The sequence below is a fragment of the Burkholderiales bacterium genome (assembly GCA_015075645.1).
In the GTDB taxonomy this organism is placed as follows: domain Bacteria; phylum Pseudomonadota; class Gammaproteobacteria; order Burkholderiales; family Casimicrobiaceae; genus VBCG01.
The window spans coordinates 204,876-223,638 of record JABTUF010000005.1 but is presented as its reverse complement, the minus strand read 5'-3'; the positions used below and the strand labels follow the sequence as shown (position 1 = coordinate 223,638).

General features: G+C 70.6%; 15 protein-coding genes. 11 read left to right on the top strand and 4 right to left on the bottom strand.

Annotation, left to right across the window (positions count from 1 at the left end):
• The gene (lptF, locus tag HS109_14250; protein MBE7523532.1) at window positions 1–1,110 is read right to left on the bottom strand and encodes an LPS export ABC transporter permease LptF; all 1,110 of its coding nucleotides are present in this window, start codon (window positions 1,108–1,110) and stop codon (window positions 1–3) included.
• A 114-nt stretch (window positions 1,111–1,224) separates the two neighbouring features.
• On the opposite strand from lptF, the gene HS109_14245 reads away from it, so the two are divergent.
• From HS109_14245 to HS109_14235, 3 genes are read left to right on the top strand one after another with little or no spacing between them, the layout of a single operon-like run.
• Window positions 1,225–2,724, top strand: a complete 1,500-nt coding sequence (locus HS109_14245; GenBank protein ID MBE7523531.1) for a leucyl aminopeptidase — start codon at window positions 1,225–1,227, stop codon at window positions 2,722–2,724.
• A 16-nt stretch (window positions 2,725–2,740) separates the two neighbouring features.
• The gene (locus HS109_14240) at window positions 2,741–3,166 is read left to right on the top strand and encodes a DNA polymerase III subunit chi (protein ID MBE7523530.1); all 426 of its coding nucleotides are present in this window, start codon (window positions 2,741–2,743) and stop codon (window positions 3,164–3,166) included.
• A 2-nt stretch (window positions 3,167–3,168) separates the two neighbouring features.
• Window positions 3,169–4,230 carry a hypothetical protein gene (locus HS109_14235; protein ID MBE7523529.1) on the top strand — a complete coding sequence of 354 codons (1,062 nt, stop codon included), beginning with the start codon at window positions 3,169–3,171 and terminating at the stop codon, window positions 4,228–4,230.
• A 55-nt stretch (window positions 4,231–4,285) separates the two neighbouring features.
• Here the strand turns inward: HS109_14235 and HS109_14230 are convergent, their stop codons facing one another.
• On the bottom strand, window positions 4,286–4,480 hold the full coding sequence (locus HS109_14230; protein ID MBE7523528.1) for a hypothetical protein: 195 nt from the start codon (window positions 4,478–4,480) through the stop codon (window positions 4,286–4,288).
• A gap of 222 nt (window positions 4,481–4,702) precedes the next feature.
• Between HS109_14230 and HS109_14225 the strand changes: the two genes are divergently transcribed.
• From HS109_14225 to HS109_14210, 4 genes are all read left to right on the top strand, one after another.
• Window positions 4,703–7,570, top strand: coding sequence for a valine--tRNA ligase (locus tag HS109_14225; protein ID MBE7523527.1), 2,868 nt, complete (start codon window positions 4,703–4,705; stop codon window positions 7,568–7,570).
• Window positions 7,570–8,157, top strand: a complete 588-nt coding sequence (locus HS109_14220; protein MBE7523526.1) for a TIGR00730 family Rossman fold protein — start codon at window positions 7,570–7,572, stop codon at window positions 8,155–8,157. Before HS109_14225 ends, HS109_14220 begins: the two co-directional genes overlap by 1 nt.
• 10 nt (window positions 8,158–8,167) lie before the next feature.
• Window positions 8,168–9,457 carry an MFS transporter gene (locus tag HS109_14215; GenBank protein ID MBE7523525.1) on the top strand — a complete coding sequence of 430 codons (1,290 nt, stop codon included), beginning with the start codon at window positions 8,168–8,170 and terminating at the stop codon, window positions 9,455–9,457.
• A 67-nt stretch (window positions 9,458–9,524) separates the two neighbouring features.
• Window positions 9,525–10,463: an FAD:protein FMN transferase gene (locus tag HS109_14210; GenBank protein ID MBE7523524.1), complete on the top strand. Its 939-nt coding sequence runs from the start codon at window positions 9,525–9,527 to the stop codon at window positions 10,461–10,463.
• A gap of 21 nt (window positions 10,464–10,484) precedes the next feature.
• Here the strand turns inward: HS109_14210 and rlmM are convergent, their stop codons facing one another.
• Both rlmM and HS109_14200 read right to left on the bottom strand, forming a co-directional pair.
• Window positions 10,485–11,618, bottom strand: coding sequence for a 23S rRNA (cytidine(2498)-2'-O)-methyltransferase RlmM (gene rlmM, locus HS109_14205; GenBank protein MBE7523523.1), 1,134 nt, complete (start codon window positions 11,616–11,618; stop codon window positions 10,485–10,487).
• A 25-nt stretch (window positions 11,619–11,643) separates the two neighbouring features.
• Window positions 11,644–13,179 (bottom strand): DEAD/DEAH box helicase, encoded by a 1,536-nt coding sequence (locus HS109_14200; GenBank protein MBE7523522.1) that lies wholly within the window; start codon window positions 13,177–13,179, stop codon window positions 11,644–11,646.
• A 273-nt stretch (window positions 13,180–13,452) separates the two neighbouring features.
• Here HS109_14200 and typA point away from each other — a divergent pair, with 273 nt between their 5' ends.
• The 4 genes from typA to HS109_14180 all read left to right on the top strand — a co-directional run bounded on the left by typA (window position 13,453) and on the right by HS109_14180 (window position 18,763).
• Entirely contained in the window at window positions 13,453–15,306 is a 1,854-nt protein-coding gene (typA, locus tag HS109_14195) for a translational GTPase TypA (protein MBE7523521.1), read from the top strand.
• A gap of 101 nt (window positions 15,307–15,407) precedes the next feature.
• Window positions 15,408–16,460: a DUF2891 domain-containing protein gene (locus HS109_14190; GenBank protein ID MBE7523520.1), complete on the top strand. Its 1,053-nt coding sequence runs from the start codon at window positions 15,408–15,410 to the stop codon at window positions 16,458–16,460.
• A gap of 46 nt (window positions 16,461–16,506) precedes the next feature.
• Complete coding sequence (gene rmuC, locus HS109_14185) at window positions 16,507–17,991, top strand: DNA recombination protein RmuC (GenBank protein MBE7523519.1); 1,485 nt, start codon at window positions 16,507–16,509, stop codon at window positions 17,989–17,991.
• Window positions 17,984–18,763, top strand: coding sequence for a zinc-dependent peptidase (locus HS109_14180; protein MBE7523518.1), 780 nt, complete (start codon window positions 17,984–17,986; stop codon window positions 18,761–18,763). The genes rmuC and HS109_14180 overlap by 8 nt, the downstream gene beginning before the upstream one ends.

The following is an 18,763-nucleotide window of genomic DNA, read 5'->3' as shown; positions in this document are numbered from 1 at the left end:
TCAGGCTCCGACGGACGCCGGCGGTCCCGGTGGCGGCGGCCTGCGGAACAGTCCGAACACCGACATCTGGTGCCGGAACAGCACCACGACCACGAAGAGCGCGATCGCGTGCGGCACGACGAGCCCGATCCAGAAGTCGAGCCTGCCCTGCGCGATCAGGCTCTGCACGATGTTGAGGCAGTTCGTGTAGAGCATGTAGAGGAACGCCGCCGCGACGAGGTTGAACGAGCGGCCGAGCCTCGGGTTGACGTTCGAGAGCGGGATCGCGAGCAGCGTCAGCATCAGCGCGAGCACCGGCACCGAGACGCGCCAGAAGAGCTCGCCGCGCTCGAACGCGCCGTCGCTCGTGAACAGCACCTCGGTCGGGATCGTCTTGCGCGTGATCGGGATCGCGCGCGCCACGGCAGGCTCGATCACGCGGCCCAGCCGTTCGAACTCGATGATCCGGAACTCCGGGCTGCCCGGCGTGCCCTCGTAGCGCCGTCCGTCCTCGAGCACGACGTAGCGCGCGCCGTCGGTCCCCTCGGCGAGGCGGGCCGCGCGCGCGACGGTCGTCGCCGGCTTGTCGTCGTCGATCGAGTGCAGGAAGACGCCGCGGATCGTCCCGTCGAAGGTGTTGATGCTCTCGAGGAACACGACGAGCTTCGCACGCGAGAACTCGCGGAACAGGCCCGGCGTGACGAACGCGAGTTCGTCGCGCGACTCGAGCTGGCGTTCGAACTCGAGCTTGCGCCGTTCCGCCCAGGGCGACAGGAACAGCGAGAGGACGAGGATCGCGACCAGGAACGGCGCGGAGAACCAGAGGACCGGTTTCAGCAGCGCCGTCATCGACTGGCCCGAGGCCATCCAGACGATCATCTCGCTGTCGCGGTACCAGCGCGACAGCGTGAGCAGCACGGTCAGGAACAGCGCGACCGCCAGCAGCACGTTCAGGTAATAGAGCGCGTTGAACCCGAGCAGCGCCAGGATGCCGTCGGGCGCCACCGCCCCGCCGGCCGCCCGGGCGAGCAGGCGCAGCACGAGGTTGGTGAACAGGATGGCGACCAGGACGATCGACAGGCCGATCGCCGTGGCCGTGAGCTCGCGGACGAGCGTGCGGCGGAAGATCATGACGGCGGGAAAAGTTTTGACTTTTTCGCCGGCATTTGTCGATAATGCGCCGAAACGGCCCTAACGGCAATAATGTGTGCCAAGGGCCCGATTGCGGGAATCGAAGGACGATCGATGGAATTTACCATAAAAAGCGGCAGCCCCGAGAAGCAGCGGAGCGCCTGCGTCGTCGTCGGCGTGTTCGACAACCGGAAACTGTCGCTGTCGGCGGAACTCGTCGACCGGGCGTCGAACGGATACATCGGCGAGATCATCCGGCGCGGCGACATGGAGGGCAAGCTCGGCTCGACGCTGCTCCTCCACAACGTTCGCGGGACGCTCGCCGATCGGGTGCTGCTGGTCGGGCTCGGCAAGGAACGCGACTTCCGCGACCGCGAGTTCCGCAAGGCGGTCCTCGCCGCGGTGAAACTGCTGAACGAGACCGGATCCTACGAGGCCGTCGTCTACCTGACCGAGGAGAAGGTCAAGCGCCGCGAGGTGGCCTGGCGCGTCGAGCACGCCGTCTGTGTCGCGATGGAGGCGGTCTACCGGTTCGACCAGATGAAGAGCGAGCCGGCCGAGGTGCGCCGGCCGTTGCGCAAGCTCACGCTGTCGGTGCCGCAGCGCTCCGACCTCGCCGCGGGCGAGCGGTCCGTCGCGCGCGGACTCGCCATCGCCCACGGCGTCGAGTTCGCGCGCGACCTCGGCAACCTGCCGGGCAACGTGTGCACGCCGACTTACCTGGGCGAGGCGGCGGAGAAGCTCGCGTCGGAGTTCCCCGCCGTCAAGGTCGAGGTGCTCGGGAAGGAGGCGATCGAGGCGCTCGGCATGGGCTCGTTCCTCTCGGTCTCCCGCGGGAGCGCGGAACCGCCGCGCTTCATCGTCCTCGAGTACCGCAACGCGCCGAAGAAGTCGAAACCGGTCGTGATCGTCGGCAAGGGCATCACCTTCGACACCGGCGGCATCTCGATCAAGCCCGCGCCCGACATGGACCAGATGAAGTTCGACATGGGCGGCGCGGCCTCGGTGCTCGGGGTGTTCCGCGCCGTCGCGGAACTCGGGCCGGCGGTCGATCTGGTCGGCCTGATCCCGACCTGCGAGAACATGCCGTCGGGCAGCGCGACCAAACCCGGCGACATCGTGAAGAGCATGTCCGGCCAGACGATCGAAGTGCTCAACACCGACGCCGAGGGACGGTTGATTCTCGCCGATGCGCTCACCTACGCCGAGCGTTTCGAACCCGAGGCGGTCATCGACATCGCGACCTTGACCGGCGCGATGGTGGTCGCGCTCGGCCACGTGGCTTGCGGCGTGTTCAGCAACAGCGACACGCTGTCGCGCGCGCTGGTCGCGGCCGGCGAGGACGCCCACGATCGCGCCTGGCCGATGCCGCTGTGGGACGACTACCACGAAGGGCTCGAGAGCAACTTCGCCGACTTCGCCAACGTCGCCGGCCGCGCGGGAGGCAGCATCACCGCGGCCTGCTTCCTCTCGAAGTTCGCGCGCAAGTACGACTGGGCGCACCTCGACATCGCCGGCGTCGCCTGGCGCGAGGGCAAGGAGAAGGGCGCGACCGGCCGCCCGGTGCCGCTCCTCGTGACCTGGCTTCTCGGCGGGGAAGCCGGGGCCACCTGACCGACCGCGCCGGACGATGACGTCGATCGATTTCTACACCGGCGCGGACGACGCGATCGACGTCGCGGCGCGCCTCGTCGCGAAGGCATGGAAGCAGCACGGCTTCGTGCGCGTGCTGACGCCCGACCGTGCGACGACCGATGCGCTCGACCGGCGCCTGTGGACGGTGCCGGCGACGGCCTTCGTGCCGCATTGCCGGTTGGGAAGTCCGCTCGCGGCCGAGACGCCGGTTCTCGTCGACGAGCGCCTCGAGCACGACGGACCGGCCTGCGTGCTCGTCAACCTGCATCCCGAACCGCCGCCGTTCTTCAGCCGTTTCGAGCGCCTGGCCGACGTCGTGGGCCGCGAAACCGCGCTCGCCGAGGCCGGTCGGCGCCGCTGGAAGTTCTACCGCGACCACGGCTACGCGATGGCCCACCACGCGGTGGGCGAACGTACCTGACGATGCCGACGGCGCGCGAACTGCTCGAGCAGGCCGACGCGCTGATGCGCCGCAATCGCCAGGAGTCCGCGCGCGCGACGTCGCTGCCCGCGGCGCCTGAACCCCCGGTGCGGCATGCCGCTGCGCCGGTCATCGACCCCGGACCGCGCATCGTCGGTCCGCTCCCGAGGCCACCCGCCGAGTCGCCGGTCGACGCATCGGTTTCGACTCCACCTGCGATCGAAATGCCGGTCGCCGAGCGCCACGCAGCCGCGGCCGACGAGGACATCCCGCTGCTCGAGGACGCGGTCGCTGCGGACGACGACGAATTTCCGGTGCTGACCGAAGCGGTCGACGAGATCGAGGTGGCGGCCCCCGCGATCGACGAAGGGGAGCCGTCCGACTGGCTGGAGCAGCCTGCCGGCGAAGAGAGCGTCTTCGGCGTGTCGCCGCCTTCGGTGGTGCTGGTGCCGCCGGCGATGCCCGAGGTTCGCGCGGAGCGACCTTCGGGAATGTCCGGGAGTTCTTCCGCCGCGTGGCGGGTCGAGCCGACGCCCGACATCGAGGACTTCCTTCCCGAACCGATCGATCCCGACGTCACCATTCGCAGGGTGGATCCGGCTGAGGGGCGTTTCGAACCACTTGCGGTCGGGCCCGCGTTGGTCGAACAGGCCGCCGCTCGCGCTCCCGGGACCGACGCAACCGACGGCGGTCAGCGTCCGTTGCCGGTGGCGGCGCCGATCGACACGCCGACCGGAGACGTCGAATCCGGTACGCATCCCGCACAGCCGCCCGAACCCGGCGAGGCGGGCGTGGTGCCCGGTTCGTCGGGCCAGCGCGACGTTCCGACCGGAGCCGAGCGCGAAGCGCTCGCCGAGGAGATCCGCATGCAGGTGCTGCAGCGGATCGACATGTTCACCGATGCCGGCCTGCGCGAGCGTCTCGGTGAACGGCTGAAGCCCATCGTCGACCGCGCGAGCGCCGATCTCGTCGACGCGATCAACCAGCACGTCGGCGAGATCCTGCGCGCCTATGTCGCGGAGGCGATCGAGCGCGAGATCGATCGCTGGCGTTCGGGGCGTTAGGCGGACGAACGCGGCGCACCGGTCCGCGGAGATACCCCCCGCGGCCGCGACCGGACTAGGACGCTCCCTGCTCGCGCGCGCGCTTGCGCAGTTCGAGCGCCGTCATGCTCGTCGGAGCGAACACGCCGCGCGCCTTCTCCTCCATCATCGATTCCAGGATTTTCTGGTTCTGGAGTTCGGTGATGCGCTCGAGCACCTCCGCCAGTGCGAGCATGATGAGTTTCAGGTCGGTTTCCTGGGAAGTCGGCATTGCATGCGCTCCGTCGTCGTGGCCGGGGTCGCGCCGAGGGCGGTCGGAGGTGCCGCCCCGGCGCGAATCCCCGAACCTTGCCACAAATCGGCGCGCGCATCGCGCCGTGTTCGGTGGCCTACAAGCGGACATGCGCGCAAGGACTTGATTCTCCGGGGCTTGTGCGGCGCTCTGGTAAAATTCCCCCCTTTTGCCCGCCGTACCTCGATCGACGGCGCCGCCATGGAACTCGCGAAGAGCTTCGAACCGCACGCCGTCGAGGCGAAGTGGTATCCGCTGTGGGAGTCGGGGGGCGTGTTCGCGCCGTCGCTGAAACCGGGCGCCGCTCCGTACTGCCTGCAGCTTCCGCCGCCGAACGTCACCGGGACGCTGCACATGGGGCACGCGTTCCAGCAGACGCTGATGGACGTGCTGGTCCGCTGGCACCGGATGCGCGGCGACGACACGCTCTGGCAGGTCGGCACCGATCACGCGGGCATCGCGACCCAGATCGTCGTCGAGCAGCAACTCGTCGCCGAAGGCACGACGCGCCGCGATCTCGGGCGCGAGGCGTTCGTCGAGCGGGTCTGGTCGTGGAAGGAAGCCTCCGGCGGCGCGATCACGCGGCAGATGCGGCGCCTGGGCGCGTCCGGCGACTGGACGCGCGAGCGGTTCACGATGGACGAGGGCCTGTCCGCCGCGGTCGTCGAGACCTTCGTGCGCCTGCACGAGGACGGCCTCATCTACCGCGGCAAGCGGCTGGTGAACTGGGACCCCAAACTCGGCACCGCCGTGTCGGACCTCGAGGTCGACAGCGAGGAAGAGCAGGGGAAGCTCTGGGAACTGAGCTACCCGCTCGCGGACGGTTCGGGTTCGCTCGTCGTCGCGACGACGCGACCGGAGACGATGCTCGGCGACACCGCGGTCGCCGTGCATCCGGAGGACGAGCGCTATCGCCACCTGATCGGGAAGAACGTGCGCCTCCCGCTCGCCGGCCGCGACATCCCGGTGATCGGCGACGAGTACGTCGACCGCGAGTTCGGCACCGGCGTGGTCAAGATCACGCCGGCGCACGATTTCAACGACTGGCAGGTCGGGCAGCGGCACGGACTGCCGGTGCTCGCGATCCTCGATCTCGAGGCGAAGGTCAACGCGAACGCGCCGGAGAAGTACCGGGGCATGGACCGCTACGTCGCGCGCAAGGCGGTGCTCGCGGACCTCGCGCACCTGGGCCTCGTCGTTTCGGAGAAGGCCCACAGGATGGTGGTGCCGCGCTGCGGTCGCACCGGCGAGGTGGTGGAGCCGACGCTGACCGACCAGTGGTTCGTCGCGACGACCAAGCCCGGGCCGGCGAACCATCCGTACTTTCCCGGGTGCTCGATCCGTGACGTCTGCCTCGCGGCGGTCGACGCCGGTGGATTGCCCGGCGACGGTCCCGGGCGCGGCGAGCACCTGCGTTTCGTCCCGGGCGAGTGGCTCGCCACCTACCTGCACTGGATCCGCAACCTGCAGGACTGGTGCATCTCGCGGCAGTTGTGGTGGGGCCACCAGATCCCCGCGTGGTACGACGAGACCGGCGGCTGCCACGTCGCGCGCACCGAGGCGGAAGCGCGCGCCAAGGCGCGCGCCGCGCTCGGACGCGAGCCGGAGAGCTTCACGCGCGACCCCGACGTGCTCGACACGTGGTTCAGTTCGGCGCTGTGGTGTCATTCGACGCTCGGCTGGACCGGCGACCCGGAGAAGGACGCCGCCAACCCGTACCTGCGGACCTTCCTGCCGTCGTCGACGCTCGTGACCGGTTTCGACATCATCTTCTTCTGGGTCGCCCGGATGGTGATGATGACCACGTGGTTCACCGGCCGCATCCCGTTCCGCGACGTGTACATCAACGCGATCGTGCGCGACGAGGAAGGCCAGAAGATGTCGAAGTCGAAGGGCAACGTGCTCGACCCGATCGACCTGATCGACGGAATCGGCCTCGAGGCCCTCGTGGCCAAGCGCACCGCGAACATGCTCGATCCGCGGCAGGCGGAGTCGATCGCGAAGCGGACGCGCAGGCAGTTTCCCGACGGCATCCCGTCGTTCGGCGCCGACGCGCTGCGCTTCACCTTCGCGAGCCTCGCGACCTTCGGGCGCACGCTCAACTTCGACCTCGACCGCTGCGAGGGCTACCGCAACTTCTGCAACAAGCTGTGGAACGCGACGCGCTTCGTGCTGATGAACGTCGAGGGCCGGGAGGTGCACGCCGGGGACCTCGTGCCCGCCGAGTTGTCGTTCATCGACCGCTGGCTCCTCGGACGGGTCCAGCGGGCTAAGGCGGACGTCATCGACGCGCTCGCGGGCTACCGCTTCGACCTCGCGGCGAAGGCGCTCTACGAGTTCGTCTGGGACGAGTACTGCGACTGGTTCGTGGAACTCGCGAAGGTGGAACTCGCGGAAGCCGAGCGATCGGGCGACGCGAAGGCGGCCGCGCGCACGCGCGCGGTGCTGGTACGCGAACTCGAGGCGACGCTGCGGCTCGCGCATCCGATCATGCCGTTCATCACCGAGGAGCTGTGGCAGAAGGTCGCACCGCTCGCCGGGAAGCCCGGCGGGTCGATCTCGCGCGCGCCGTTCCCGAAGCCGAACGACGCGTTCCGGTTTCCGGCCGACGCGGCGCGCGTCGATTCGCTCAAGGCCATCGTGAACGCGGCGCGCTCGCTGCGCTCGGCGATGGGCCTCGCGCCGGGCGCCAAGGTCGACATGCTGGTGTCGGGCGGACCCGCCGCGTCGCGCGTGCACGAGTTCCGGCCGTTCGCGATGGCGCTCGCGCGGCTGTCCGATTTCCGGATGGTCGATGCGCTGCCCGACGTCGATGCCCCGGTCGAGATCGTCGGGACGCTCAAGCTCATGCTCGACGTGAAGGTCGATCCCGCGGCGGAGCGGGAACGGCTGTCGAAGGAGCGCGCGCGCCTCGACGGCGAAGCGTCGAAGGCACGCGCCAAGCTCGCCAACGAACAATTCGTCGCGCGTGCTCCGGCCGCGGTGGTCGAGCAGGAGCGCGCGCGGCTCGCGGGTTTCGAAGCCACGCTCGCGAAGCTGGACGAGCAGTTGCAGCGGCTCTCCCTCTGATGCCGCTCGCGCGCGTCTGCGTCTACTGCGGGGCGAACCGGGGGAACGATCCCGCGTACGCGGTGGCGGCCCGGGCGATGGGCCGCGCGCTCGCCGGGCGCGGCATCGGGGTCGTCACCGGCGGCGGTCGGGTCGGCCTGATGGGGGTCGTCGCCGACGCGGCGCTCGAAGCCGGCGGGAGGGTGACCGGCGTCATCCCCGAGGCGCTGATGAAGAAGGAACTCGCGCATCGCGGACTCACCGAACTCGTCGTCACCGCGTCGATGCACGAGCGCAAGGCGAGGATGGCCGAGCTCGCCGACGCGTTCGTCGCGCTTCCCGGCGGGCTCGGCACCTGCGAGGAACTCTTCGAGATCTGGACCTGGGCCCAACTCGGCTGGCACGCGAAGCCCTGCGGCGTCCTCAACGCCGCCGGCTACTACGACAAGCTCGTCGCCTTCGTCGATGCCGCCGCCGCCGCGGCGTTCCTGAAGCCCGAGCACCGCTCGATGCTGGTGGTCGAGCGCGAGCCGGACCGGCTCCTCGACCGTTTCGGGGCGTACGTCGCGCCCACGGTCGCGAAGTGGATCGGGCACGACCAGACCTGACCGGCACCGCGTGCGCGGGGTCGCGATGATCGAACGGCTCGCCGAGCGCGCGCATCAGACGTTCCGGTCGCTGCGCCACCGCAACTACCGGCTGTTCTTCGCCGGGCAGGGCGTCTCGCTGATCGGCACCTGGGCGCAGCAGGTCGCGATGGGCTGGCTCACCTGGCGCCTCACCGGTTCGCCGTTCCTGCTGGGACTGGTCGCGTTCTGCGCGAACGTCGGCATGCTCACCCTCGGCACGTTCGCGGGCGTCCTCGTCGACCGCGTCGACCAGCGGCACGCGCTCCTCGTCACCCAGTCGCTGCTGATGTTGCAGGCCGCCGCGCTCGCGATCCTGGCCTGGACGGGGAGGATCGAAGTCGCCCATCTGATCGCGCTGGCGTTGTTCCTGTCGGTGGTGCAGACCTTCGACGTCGTGCTGCGCCAGTCCTCCTACGTCCGCTTCGTCGACGATCGCGCCGATCTCGCCAACGCGATCGCGCTCAATTCGATGATGGTGAACGGCGCGCGCGTCGTCGGGCCCGCGGTCGCGGGACTGGTGCTCGCGGTGACGAGCGAGGCGGTGTGCTTCGCGATCAACGCCGTGTCGTTCCTCGCCGTGCTCGCGTCGCTCCTGCGCATGCGCTGGCCGGCGGAACCGGCGGGCAGGCGCGATGCATCCTGGTGGCGAAGCTACGTCGAAGGCGCGCGTTACGCGATCGGATTTCCTCCCGCGCGCGCGCTCCTCGCGCTCGTCGCGACGCAGGCGTTCACGATCACGCCCTACAGCTCGCTGATGCCGATCTACGCGGAGGTCCGCTTCCAGGGCGGTCCGCAGACACTGGGGTTCCTGCTCGCGGCGGCCGGCCTCGGCGCGTTCGCGAGTACCGCGTGGCTCGCGGGGCGTGCGTCGGTACGGGGGCTGGGGCGCGTGATCGGCGGGGCGTCGCTCGCGAGCGGGCTGGCATTGGCGGCGTTCTCGCACCTCGGCGTCCTGCCGCCCGCGCTCGCGCTGATGGTCGTGGTGGGCGGGGGCCTGATCCTCGCCGCGGCGTCGTCGAACTCGATCCTCCAGACCATCGTCGAGGATCGCCTGCGCGGCCGCGTGGCCGGCTTCTACACGCTCGCGTTCCTCGGAGTCGCGCCGATCGGGCACATGTGCGCGGGGGCGCTCGCCGCGCGGATCGGCGTCGAGGCGACGTTCCTCATCAATGGCCTCGTGTGCGTGCTGGGCGCGCTCGTGTTCCTGCGCGCGCTGCCGCGCCTCGCGGTCGACATCCGGCCGATCTACCGGCGGCTCGGGCTCATCAGCGACGAATGACGGCACGGCGCCGCCGCCGGCGCGAAGGCGCGCCGCGGAGTGCCGGCGACGCGCATCCGCCCGGACGATGACGCTGCCTCCCGCATACCGAAGCACCTTCCGGGCGATGGGGTCGCCCTGCGAGGTCCAGCTCGTCGCCGGCGACGACGCTGCGGCACGATCGATCGCCGGCGCGATCGTCGCGCTGGTGGAAGCGCTCGAGGCGCGGCACTCGCGCTACCGGCCGGCGAGCGTGCTCGGCGGCATCAATCGCGTCGCCGCCGTCGGGGGGACGATCGACGTCGACGACGAGACCGCGAGTCTCCTCGACTACGCCGCGACCTGTCATCGCGAGAGCGGCGGCCTCTTCGACATCACCTCCGGGGTGCTGCGCGAAGCCTGGGACTTCGCGAGCGCCCGCCTGCCGGATCCCTCGCGCGTCGCGGCGCTGCTGCCGCGCGTCGGCTGGGACAAGGTCCTGTGGCGGCGCCCGACGCTGCGCTTCACCGTCCCCGGCATGGAACTGGACCTCGGCGGCATCGTGAAGGAGTACGCCGCCGACCGCTCGGCGGCGCTCGCGCGCGAGTGGGGAGCGACCGGCGGACTCGTGAACCTCGGTGGCGACATCGCGATCGTCGGGCCGCGCGCGGACGGCGGTCCGTGGCGGATCGGCGTGCGCGATCCGGACGGTGCCGGTGCCGCCTTGGCGTCGGTGCGGCTTCGCGCCGGGGCCCTCGCGTCGAGCGGCGACTACGAGCGGTGCATCGTCGTCGACGGCGTGCGCTACGGGCACCTCCTCCACCCGCGCACCGGCATGCCGGTGCGCGGTCTCGCGGCGGTGTCCGTGACCGCCGAACTCTGCGTCGTCGCGGGCAGCGCCGCGACGATCGCGATGCTGAAGGAGGACGATGGCCCGGCGTGGCTCGCCGGCCTCGGGCTGCCGCACCTGTGGGTCGATGCCGGCGGCCGCATTGGCGGCTCGCTCGCCGACGGCGCTGGCGCGAACCGCGGCGGCGACGACGCGTAGTCGGAAGCGTGCGGCCCGCGTTCAGGTCGCGCGGGCCGGCCGACCGCGATCGCGACGTCGTCCCGGACCGCGGCCTCCTGCCTCGACGTAACCGGTGACCTCTTCGCGGTCGTGGTAGAGGTGCCGGAAGGCGACCGTGGCGTCGACACCCGCGCTCTCGAAGCGCGAGCGCATCTGCGCTTCGCAACGCGCGACTTCGTCGTGGCGCGACTTCATCGGCAGCTTCAGGTTGAAGACGGCGCGCGCGGTCGCGCCCGACGCGATCCAGTCGGCGACGAGCGAAGCGACGCGCGACGGCCGCTCGACGATGTCGCAGACGAGCCAGTCGACCGGGCGCCGCGGACGCCACGCGAAACCGTCGGCGCGCACGTGCTCGACGTTGACGTCGCGCGCCAGCGCGGGCGAGAGCGCGCCGTGGTCGACGGCGGTGACCTGGAGGCCGCGGGCGACGAGTTGCCAGGTCCAGCCACCCGGTGCGGCGCCGAGGTCGACCGCCGCCTGGCCGATGTGCAGGAGTTCGCGTTCGCGTGGCCCCAGGAACACCGCGATCGCTTCGGCGAGCTTCAGCGTCGAGCGGGACGGTGCCTCGCGCGGCATGCGCAGTCGGGGGATGCCGAGCGGCCACCTGGGCTCGTGCCCGGCGGCGCAGGTTCCGACGTACGCGCGGCGGCCGTCGACGAGCGACACGTGCGCGCGTGTCGCCGCGCCGTCGCGCACGAGGCCGCGTTCGCGCAGGGCCGCCGCGAGACGGGCATCGAGCATCTGCGCGAGCGGGGAGAGCGCCTTGCCCTCGTTGGTGTCCGGGTACTCGATCCAGGGGGCGAGCCACGGCGGTTCGTGACCGGGCATGCGCGCGAGCGCGTCGAAGGCGGCGACCAGCGCGGCGACGCGATCGGGGCGCCGCTCGCCATCGACGGCGAGGACGTGCGGACCGGTGCCGACGAACGACGTCCGCACGAACACCGGGGGGCGACCGGCCGCTGCTCGATGCCAGGACGCGGCATCGTCGCCATCGACGTGCGCGACGACGCGCGCCTCGCCCGGCGTCGTTTCGCAGCGGATCGCGAGCCGCGCCGCATTCGCGATCGCGGCGAGGTCGAGCGCGGCCTCGCGCTCGAAGCCCGCGCGGCACAGCGCGACGACGACCATCGGCATCGTCGGCCGCGGATCTCGTCCGGCGTTACGCCTTCTCGGCTTCCGATGCGGCGGCCGGCACGACCGCGGGGGCCGAGTCGGCCGCGGGCGCCGCGGCCGGGCGCTTCATCAGCAGCGCCGGCACCGGCCGATTCGCGCCGAACCCGCGACGCTGACCCGCCTCGGAGCGAACCTGCGGCGAGGGTGCCGCCTTGCGTACCACCGGCTGGTCGGGATTGCGCGCGTACGCGGCTTCGCGCTCGGCCTCGCGTGTCGAGCGCGGCGCTGCGGGGGAACGTGTGGCCTTCGGTTCGCGCACGGCGCGTTCGCCTCTCGGCGCGCGCTCCGCGCGTTCGGCCTTCGGGCGCGGCTCGCGCACCGGCGTGCGGCGCTCGGGCCGCTCGCGCCGCTGTCCGGCGGCTTCGGGGTCGAACCCATCGGGGGTCGCGATCGCGATCGGCTTCTTGAGCAGGCGTTCGATCTCGGTCAGGTACTTGGTCTCGCTCGGGTCGACGAGCGAGATCGCCTCGCCCTGCGCGCCCGCGCGGCCGGTGCGGCCGATGCGGTGGATGTAATCCTCGGGGACGTGCGGCAGCTCGTAGTTGACGACCAGTGGCAGGTCGTCGATGTCGAGGCCGCGCGCGGCGACGTCGGTCGCCACGAGCACCTCGAGCTTCGCTTCCTTGAACGCGGCGAGCGCCTCCAGGCGCGCGGCCTGGGTCTTGTCGCCGTGGATGGCGGAGGTTTCGAGCCCGTCCTTCTCGAGCTGCCGCGCGAGGCGCGACGCGCCGTGCTTGGTCCGCACGAAGCAGAGGACCTGGCGCAGCCCGCGCGACTTCACGATGTGCGCGAGGAGCGCGCGCTTCGCGTCCTGCGGGCACTTGTACACGCTCTGCGCGACCGTCTCCGCCGCGGTGTTGCGCCGCGCGACCTCGATCAGCTGCGGCTGGTTCAGGAGCGAGTCGGCGAGCTTCTTGATCTCGGCGGAGAACGTCGCCGAGAACAGGAGGTTCTGGCGCTTCGCGGTCGCGGGCAGGAGCGCCATGATGCGCTTGATGTCCGGGATGAAGCCCATGTCGAGCATCCGGTCGGCCTCGTCGAGCACGAAGATCTCGACCTGCCCCAGATGCACGCTCTTCTGCTCGATGTGGTCGAGCAGGCGCCCCGGCGTGGCCACGAGGATCTCGACGCCGCCGCGCACGATCGGCAGTTGCTGCTTGATGTCGACGCCGCCGAACACGCAGGTCGAGCGCAGGTTCGTGTGCTTGCCGTAGGTCTTGACCGACTCCTCGACCTGGATCGCGAGTTCGCGGGTCGGCGCGAGGATCAGCGCCCGCACCGGATGGCGCGCGGGCGACGGGCTCGTGTTCGCGTGCGCGAGGAGCTTGTGCAGGATAGGAAGCGCGAATCCGGCGGTCTTGCCGGTGCCGGTCTGGGCGCCGCCCATGACGTCGCGTCCCGCGAGAACGACGGGAATCGCCTGGGCCTGGATCGGGGTGGGGTGGGTGTAGCCGGAGTCAGCCACCGCGCGGAGCAACTCCGGCGCGAGGCCGAGCTCCGCGAAGCTCGGGGCACTGCTCATCTCGACATCTCCTGGAACGCGGCCCACTCGCATGCGCGAGTTCCGGTCCAGGCTGCGGCATCGACAGTGGAAAAAGCGACCGGAAACAATGACTTCGACATGATAGCGCAGCGGGGGTTCCGGGGGAAGGCCGTTCGGGCGGGCGCGAACCCCGGTCGCCGGTCGGGGTCCACCGCCGCCCGGCAAGTGCGGCGCGCCGGCCGGAGGCACCGTCGTCGCTTGGTTTGGGCACCCCAAGTTGCTATAATCAAAGGCTTTTTTGGCGTCCACCCCATGCCCGCCCTGCGCAACATCGCGATCATCGCCCACGTCGACCACGGCAAGACCACGCTGGTCGACAAGCTGCTCGTCCAGGCCGGCACCTTCGCCAAGCACCAGCAGGTCGGCGAGCGCGTGATGGACAGCAACGACATCGAGCGCGAGCGCGGCATCACGATCCTCGCGAAGAACTGCGCGATCCGCCTCGCCGACACGCGCATCAACATCGTCGACACGCCGGGCCACGCGGACTTCGGCGGCGAGGTCGAACGCGTGCTCGGCATGGTCGACGGCGTGCTGCTCCTGGTCGACGCGGTCGAGGGCCCGATGCCGCAGACGCGCTTCGTGACGCTGAAGGCGCTGAAGCAGGGCCTGAAGCCGATCGTCGTCGTCAACAAGGTCGACCGCCCGGGCGCGCGGCCCGAGTGGGTCGTCAACCAGACCTTCGAGCTCTTCGACCGCCTCGGCGCGAACGACGCGCAGCTCGACTTCCCGGTGGTGTACGCCTCCGCGCTCGGCGGATGGGCGACGCTCGACGTCAAGGTCGCGAAGTCCGGCAGGCCCCCCGAAGGCGGCGGCGACATGAAGGCGCTGTTCGACACGATCCTCTCCTGTGTGCCGGAGCCTTCCGACGATCCGGCGGCGCCGCTGCAGTTCCAGGTCTCCGCGCTCGATTATTCGAGCTACGTGGGCCGGCTCGGGATCGGCCGCATCCGGCGCGGGACGCTTCGGGCCGGAACCGAAGTCGCCGTGCTCCACGGGCCGCTCGCGCCCGGTGCGGTGCCGCCGAAGGCGAAGATCGCCCAGGTGTTCACCTTCGCCGGTCTCGAACGCGTGGCGGTGGACGAGGCGTTCGCCGGCGACATCGTCATGGTGAGCGGCGTCGACGACCTCACGATCGGCACGACGCTCGCCGACGTCGAGACGCCCGAGGCGCTCCCGCCGATCGCGGTCGACGAGCCGACGCTCGCGATGAACTTCCTCGTCAACACGTCGCCGCTCGCCGGGCGCGAGGGCAAGTACGTCACGTCGCGCAACCTGCGCGACCGCCTGCAGCGCGAGCTCCTCACCAACATGGCGCTGCGCGTCGAGGACACCGGGGACACCGACGTGTTCTCGGTGCTCGGCCGCGGCGAACTCCACCTGACGATCCTGGTCGAGAACATGCGGCGCGAAGGCTACGAACTCGCGGTGTCGCGCCCGCGCGTCGTCACGCGCGAAGTCGCAGGCGTGATCGAGGAGCCCTACGAAGCGCTCACCGTCGACGTCGAGGACGCGCACCAGGGCGCGGTGATGCAGGAACTCGGCGGCCGCCGCGGCGAACTCGTGCACATGGAGTCGGACAGCCAGGGGCGCACGCGGCTCGACTACCGCATCCCCGCGCGGGGCCTGATCGGCTTCCAGGGCGAGTTCATGAACCTGACGCGCGGGACCGGACTCATGAGCCACGTCTTCGACGGCTACGCGCAGGTGAAGGGCGAGATTCCCGAGCGCCGCAACGGCGTGCTGATCTCGCAGGACGACGGCGCGGCCGTCGCCTACGCGCTGTGGAAGCTGCAGGAGCGCGGCCGGATGTTCGTCTCGCCCGGCGAGCCGCTGTACGAAGGCATGGTGATCGGGATCCACTCGCGCGACAACGACCTCGTCGTCAACCCGATCAGGGGCAAGCAGCTCACCAACGTGCGCGCATCGGGCAAGGACGACGCGATCCTGCTGACCCCGCCGATCAAGCTCACGCTCGAGTACGCGGTCGAGTTCATCGCCGACGATGAACTCGCCGAGGTGACGCCGAAGTCGATCCGCATCCGCAAGCGCCACCTGAAAGAGCACGAGCGCAAGCGGGCGAGCCGCGAGGCGGTGGTCGAGTAGGGCGCGTTCGTTCGCGCGCGAATGCGCATCAGGCGGAGTGCGTGGCCGATGACCACGACGCGGGAGGAGCCGATGGGGCCTGCCGGGGAGGCGGTTTGACGATGCGCGATCCTGCGCGAAGCGATCTCGCCGGGCGGGCGCCGGCGTTGACGCCCGACGTCGCCTCGCGCCTCGCGCGAGTTGCGCTCGCGAGCCTCGCCGTCGAGTACCCTTCGATGCAGGTCCACGTCCTCGGTTCGCCCGACGACCTTCGTTCGCCGCGCGAATGGCATCCCGCCTTCTTCGGATCCTTCGACTGGCATTCCAGCGTCCACATGCACTGGACGCTCGCGCGGCTCGCGCGGCTCGTGCCCGGCTTGCCGGAACGCGCGTCGATCGTCCGCGTGTTCGACGCGCACGTCACGGCCGAGACGATCGCCTCCGAGTGCGCCTACTTCGCTCGGCCGCTCTCCGCGTCGTTCGAGCGGACCTACGGCTGGGCATGGCTCCTCGAACTGGTGCGTGAACTGCGCGCGGACGGGGGCGGCGACGCGCGACGATGGGCACGCACGCTCGCGCCGCTGGCCGAGCTCGTCGCGGCGCGCTGGCGGACGTGGTTGCCGCGCACACAGATCCCGATCCGCCACGGCGTGCACGCCAACTCGGCCTTCGGTCTCGCGCTCGCGCTCGACTACGCGCGAGCGGCGGGAGACGGAGCGCTGGAGTCCGCATGCGTCGCGAAGGCGTTGTCGTGGTTCGGCGAGGACGCCGACGCGCCCGCCGCATGGGAGCCGTCCGGCGCGGACTTCCTGTCGCCCGTCCTGATGGAGGCCGACCTGATGCGCCGGGTGCTGCCGCACGAGCGCTTCGGCGCGTGGCTCGGCGGCTTCCTGCCGGGGCTCGAGCGCGGCGAGCCCGCGTCGCTGTTCACGCCGGCGGTGCCCTCCGACCGCTCGGACCCGCAGATCGTGCACCTCGACGGCCTCAACCTGTCGCGCGCCTGGTGCCTGCGCGGGATCGCGAACGCACTTGCGCGGGACGATCCCCGCGTGAGCGTGCTCGTCGCGTCGGCGCATCGCCATCTCGCGGCCGGGTGGGCCGGGCTCGACAGCGACGACTTCGTCGGCACGCACTGGCTCGCCTCGTTCGCGCTGCTCGCCCTCACCGAGTCGTGATCGGTCGGCTCACGCTGTGAGCCGCACCGGCTGCTAGACTTGTTCCATGCAGGACTCCCCGCTCCTCATCACGATCCTGGCGGTCGCCATCGTCGCCGGCGTCGCCGTGATCGGGCTCGCCGTCGTGGCGATCACGCGGCTCGGGTCGCTCGCGCGCGAGATCGCCGTCGTCCGCGCGCAGGGCGAAGACCTCGAGCGTGATCTCAAACTGGACATGCAGGGCGCGCGCGCCGAGTTGCGGCAGGACCTCGCGATCGCGCGCGACGAGCACGGCAAGGCGTCGCAGACGCTGAGAGGCGAGGTCGGAGACCGCCTGACGCAGTTCGCCGGAACGATGGCCCAGCAGTTCGCCGGGCTCAACCGCGGCCAGGGCGACGCGTTCACCGCGTTCGGCGAGCGGCTGAACGAGTTCCGGACCTCGACGCAGGAGGGGCTGCGCGCCGCCGCCGACCAGCAGACCGCGCAGGCGCGCACGCTCGCGGATCGGGTCGCGGAACTCGCGCAGCGCAACGACCAGAAACTCGAGGCGATCCGGTTGAACGTCGAGCAGCGCCTCGATACGCTGCGCGTCGCGAACGACGCGAAGCTCGAGCAGATGCGGGTGACCGTCGACGAGAAGCTGCAGGCGACGCTCGACGAACGCCTCGGCGCGTCGTTCAAGCAGGTCTCCGATCGCCTGGAGCAGGTGCACAAGGGTCTCGGCGAGATGCAAAGCCTCGCCGTAGGCGTGGGCGACCTGAAGCGCGTGCTGACGAACGTCAAGAAACGCGGTACCTGGGGCGAAATGCAGCTCGGCGCGCTGCTCTCGGAGGTGCTCACGCCGGGGCAGTTCGCGACCAACGTCGAGACGGTGCCGGGCAGCGGCCGGCGCGTCGAGTTCGCGATCCGGATGCCGGGCAAGCCCGACGAGCAGGCGGTCTGGATCCCGGTCGACGCCAAGTTCCCGGTCGAGGAATGGGAGCGCCTGCAGGACGCTCTCGAGCGGAACGATGCCGGCGCGGCCGAATCGGCGCGCCGCGCCCTCGCGCAGTTCCTGCGCGCGCAGGCGAAGACGATCCGGACGCTGTACGTGTCGCCGCCGCATACCAGCGATTTCGCCTTCCTGTACCTGCCGACCGAGAGCCTGTACGCCGAGATGATGGCGCGCCCGGGCCTCGCGGACGACCTGCAGCGAGAGTTCCGCGTGACGCTGTCGGGGCCGACCAACTTCCTCGCGCTCCTGAACATCGTGCAGATGGGCTTTCGCACGATCGCGATCGAAGAGCGGTCCGCCGAGGTCTGGCGCACGCTCGGTGCGGTGCGCACCGAGTTCGGGAAGTTCGGCGAAGTCCTTGCCCGTGCGAAGAGGAGCCTCCAGGCCGCGGCCAATACCATTGATGAGGCGAGAGGGAAGACCACGACCATCGGTCGCAAGCTTCGAAGCGTGGAGGCACTGCCGGAAGCCGAGGCCGCCGCCCTTCTGGAGCTCAGGGCGGAGGGAGGTGCTGACGGCGGCGACGATGCCGAGGATCAGGAGCGACGCGATTCTTGACGCGCTGAAGCGCTGGCGCCGCCGGCGCGTGCTGTCGCGCTCGGCCCTTCCCGACGCGCTGTGGGACGAGGCGATCTCGGCGCTGCCGTTCCTCGCCGGCACGAGCGAGGCCGAGCGCGCGACGCTGCGCGAACTGGTCGTGCTGTTCCTCGAGGCCAAGTCGATCGTGGGCGCCGGCGGGCACGAGGTGACGCCGCTGCAACGCGTCGTGATCGCGGTGCAGGCCTGCGTGCTCGTCCTCGGGCTGTCGCTCGACTGGTACGACGACTTCGAGAACGTCGTCGTCTATCCGGCCCAGTTCGTGCCCGACTGGACCTGGGAGGACGACGCGGGCGTCGTGCACGTCAACGACGGGCCGCTCGCCGGCGAGGCGATGCCCGGCGGTCCGGTGGTGTTGTCGTGGCCCGACGTCGAGGCCTCGTCGGACTTCGACGTTGCGGGCATGAACTTGGTGATCCACGAGTTCGCGCACAAAATCGACATGCGCGACGGCGACGCGAACGGTTGCCCGCCGCTGCCTCCCTCGATGGATGCCCGGGCCTGGAAGCGCGCGATGTCGGACGCGTACCACGACTTCTCCGCGCGCGTCGATCGCGACCTCGACACCGCGATCGATCCCTACGCCGCGGAGAGTCCCGGCGAGTTCTTCGCGGTGCTCTCCGAGGTGTTTTTCGCGTCACCCGCGACGCTGGCCGGAGAATATCCGGAGGTCTACCGGCAGTTCGCGGCGTTCTACGGACAGGATCCGAAGGCGCGCGCGGCCGCGCGGTAG

Excerpts from the sequence above, each read along its gene's own strand:
- HS109_14220 (MBE7523526.1), top strand. The coding sequence starts at position 7,570 with ATGCCGCTCGCGCGCGTCTGCGTCTACTGCGGGGCGAACCGGGGGAAC.
- rmuC (MBE7523519.1), top strand. The coding sequence starts at position 16,507 with ATGCAGGACTCCCCGCTCCTCATCACGATCCTGGCGGTCGCCATCGTC.
- rlmM (MBE7523523.1), bottom strand. The coding sequence starts at position 11,618 with ATGCCGATGGTCGTCGTCGCGCTGTGCCGCGCGGGCTTCGAGCGCGAG.
- HS109_14235 (MBE7523529.1), top strand. The coding sequence starts at position 3,169 with ATGCCGACGGCGCGCGAACTGCTCGAGCAGGCCGACGCGCTGATGCGC.
- HS109_14245 (MBE7523531.1), top strand. The coding sequence starts at position 1,225 with ATGGAATTTACCATAAAAAGCGGCAGCCCCGAGAAGCAGCGGAGCGCC.
- HS109_14240 (MBE7523530.1), top strand. The coding sequence starts at position 2,741 with ATGACGTCGATCGATTTCTACACCGGCGCGGACGACGCGATCGACGTC.
- typA (MBE7523521.1), top strand. The coding sequence starts at position 13,453 with ATGCCCGCCCTGCGCAACATCGCGATCATCGCCCACGTCGACCACGGC.
- HS109_14210 (MBE7523524.1), top strand. The coding sequence starts at position 9,525 with ATGACGCTGCCTCCCGCATACCGAAGCACCTTCCGGGCGATGGGGTCG.
- HS109_14225 (MBE7523527.1), top strand. The coding sequence starts at position 4,703 with ATGGAACTCGCGAAGAGCTTCGAACCGCACGCCGTCGAGGCGAAGTGG.
- HS109_14230 (MBE7523528.1), bottom strand. The coding sequence starts at position 4,480 with ATGCCGACTTCCCAGGAAACCGACCTGAAACTCATCATGCTCGCACTG.
- lptF (MBE7523532.1), bottom strand. The coding sequence starts at position 1,110 with ATGATCTTCCGCCGCACGCTCGTCCGCGAGCTCACGGCCACGGCGATC.
- HS109_14190 (MBE7523520.1), top strand. The coding sequence starts at position 15,408 with ATGCGCGATCCTGCGCGAAGCGATCTCGCCGGGCGGGCGCCGGCGTTG.
- HS109_14200 (MBE7523522.1), bottom strand. The coding sequence starts at position 13,179 with ATGAGCAGTGCCCCGAGCTTCGCGGAGCTCGGCCTCGCGCCGGAGTTG.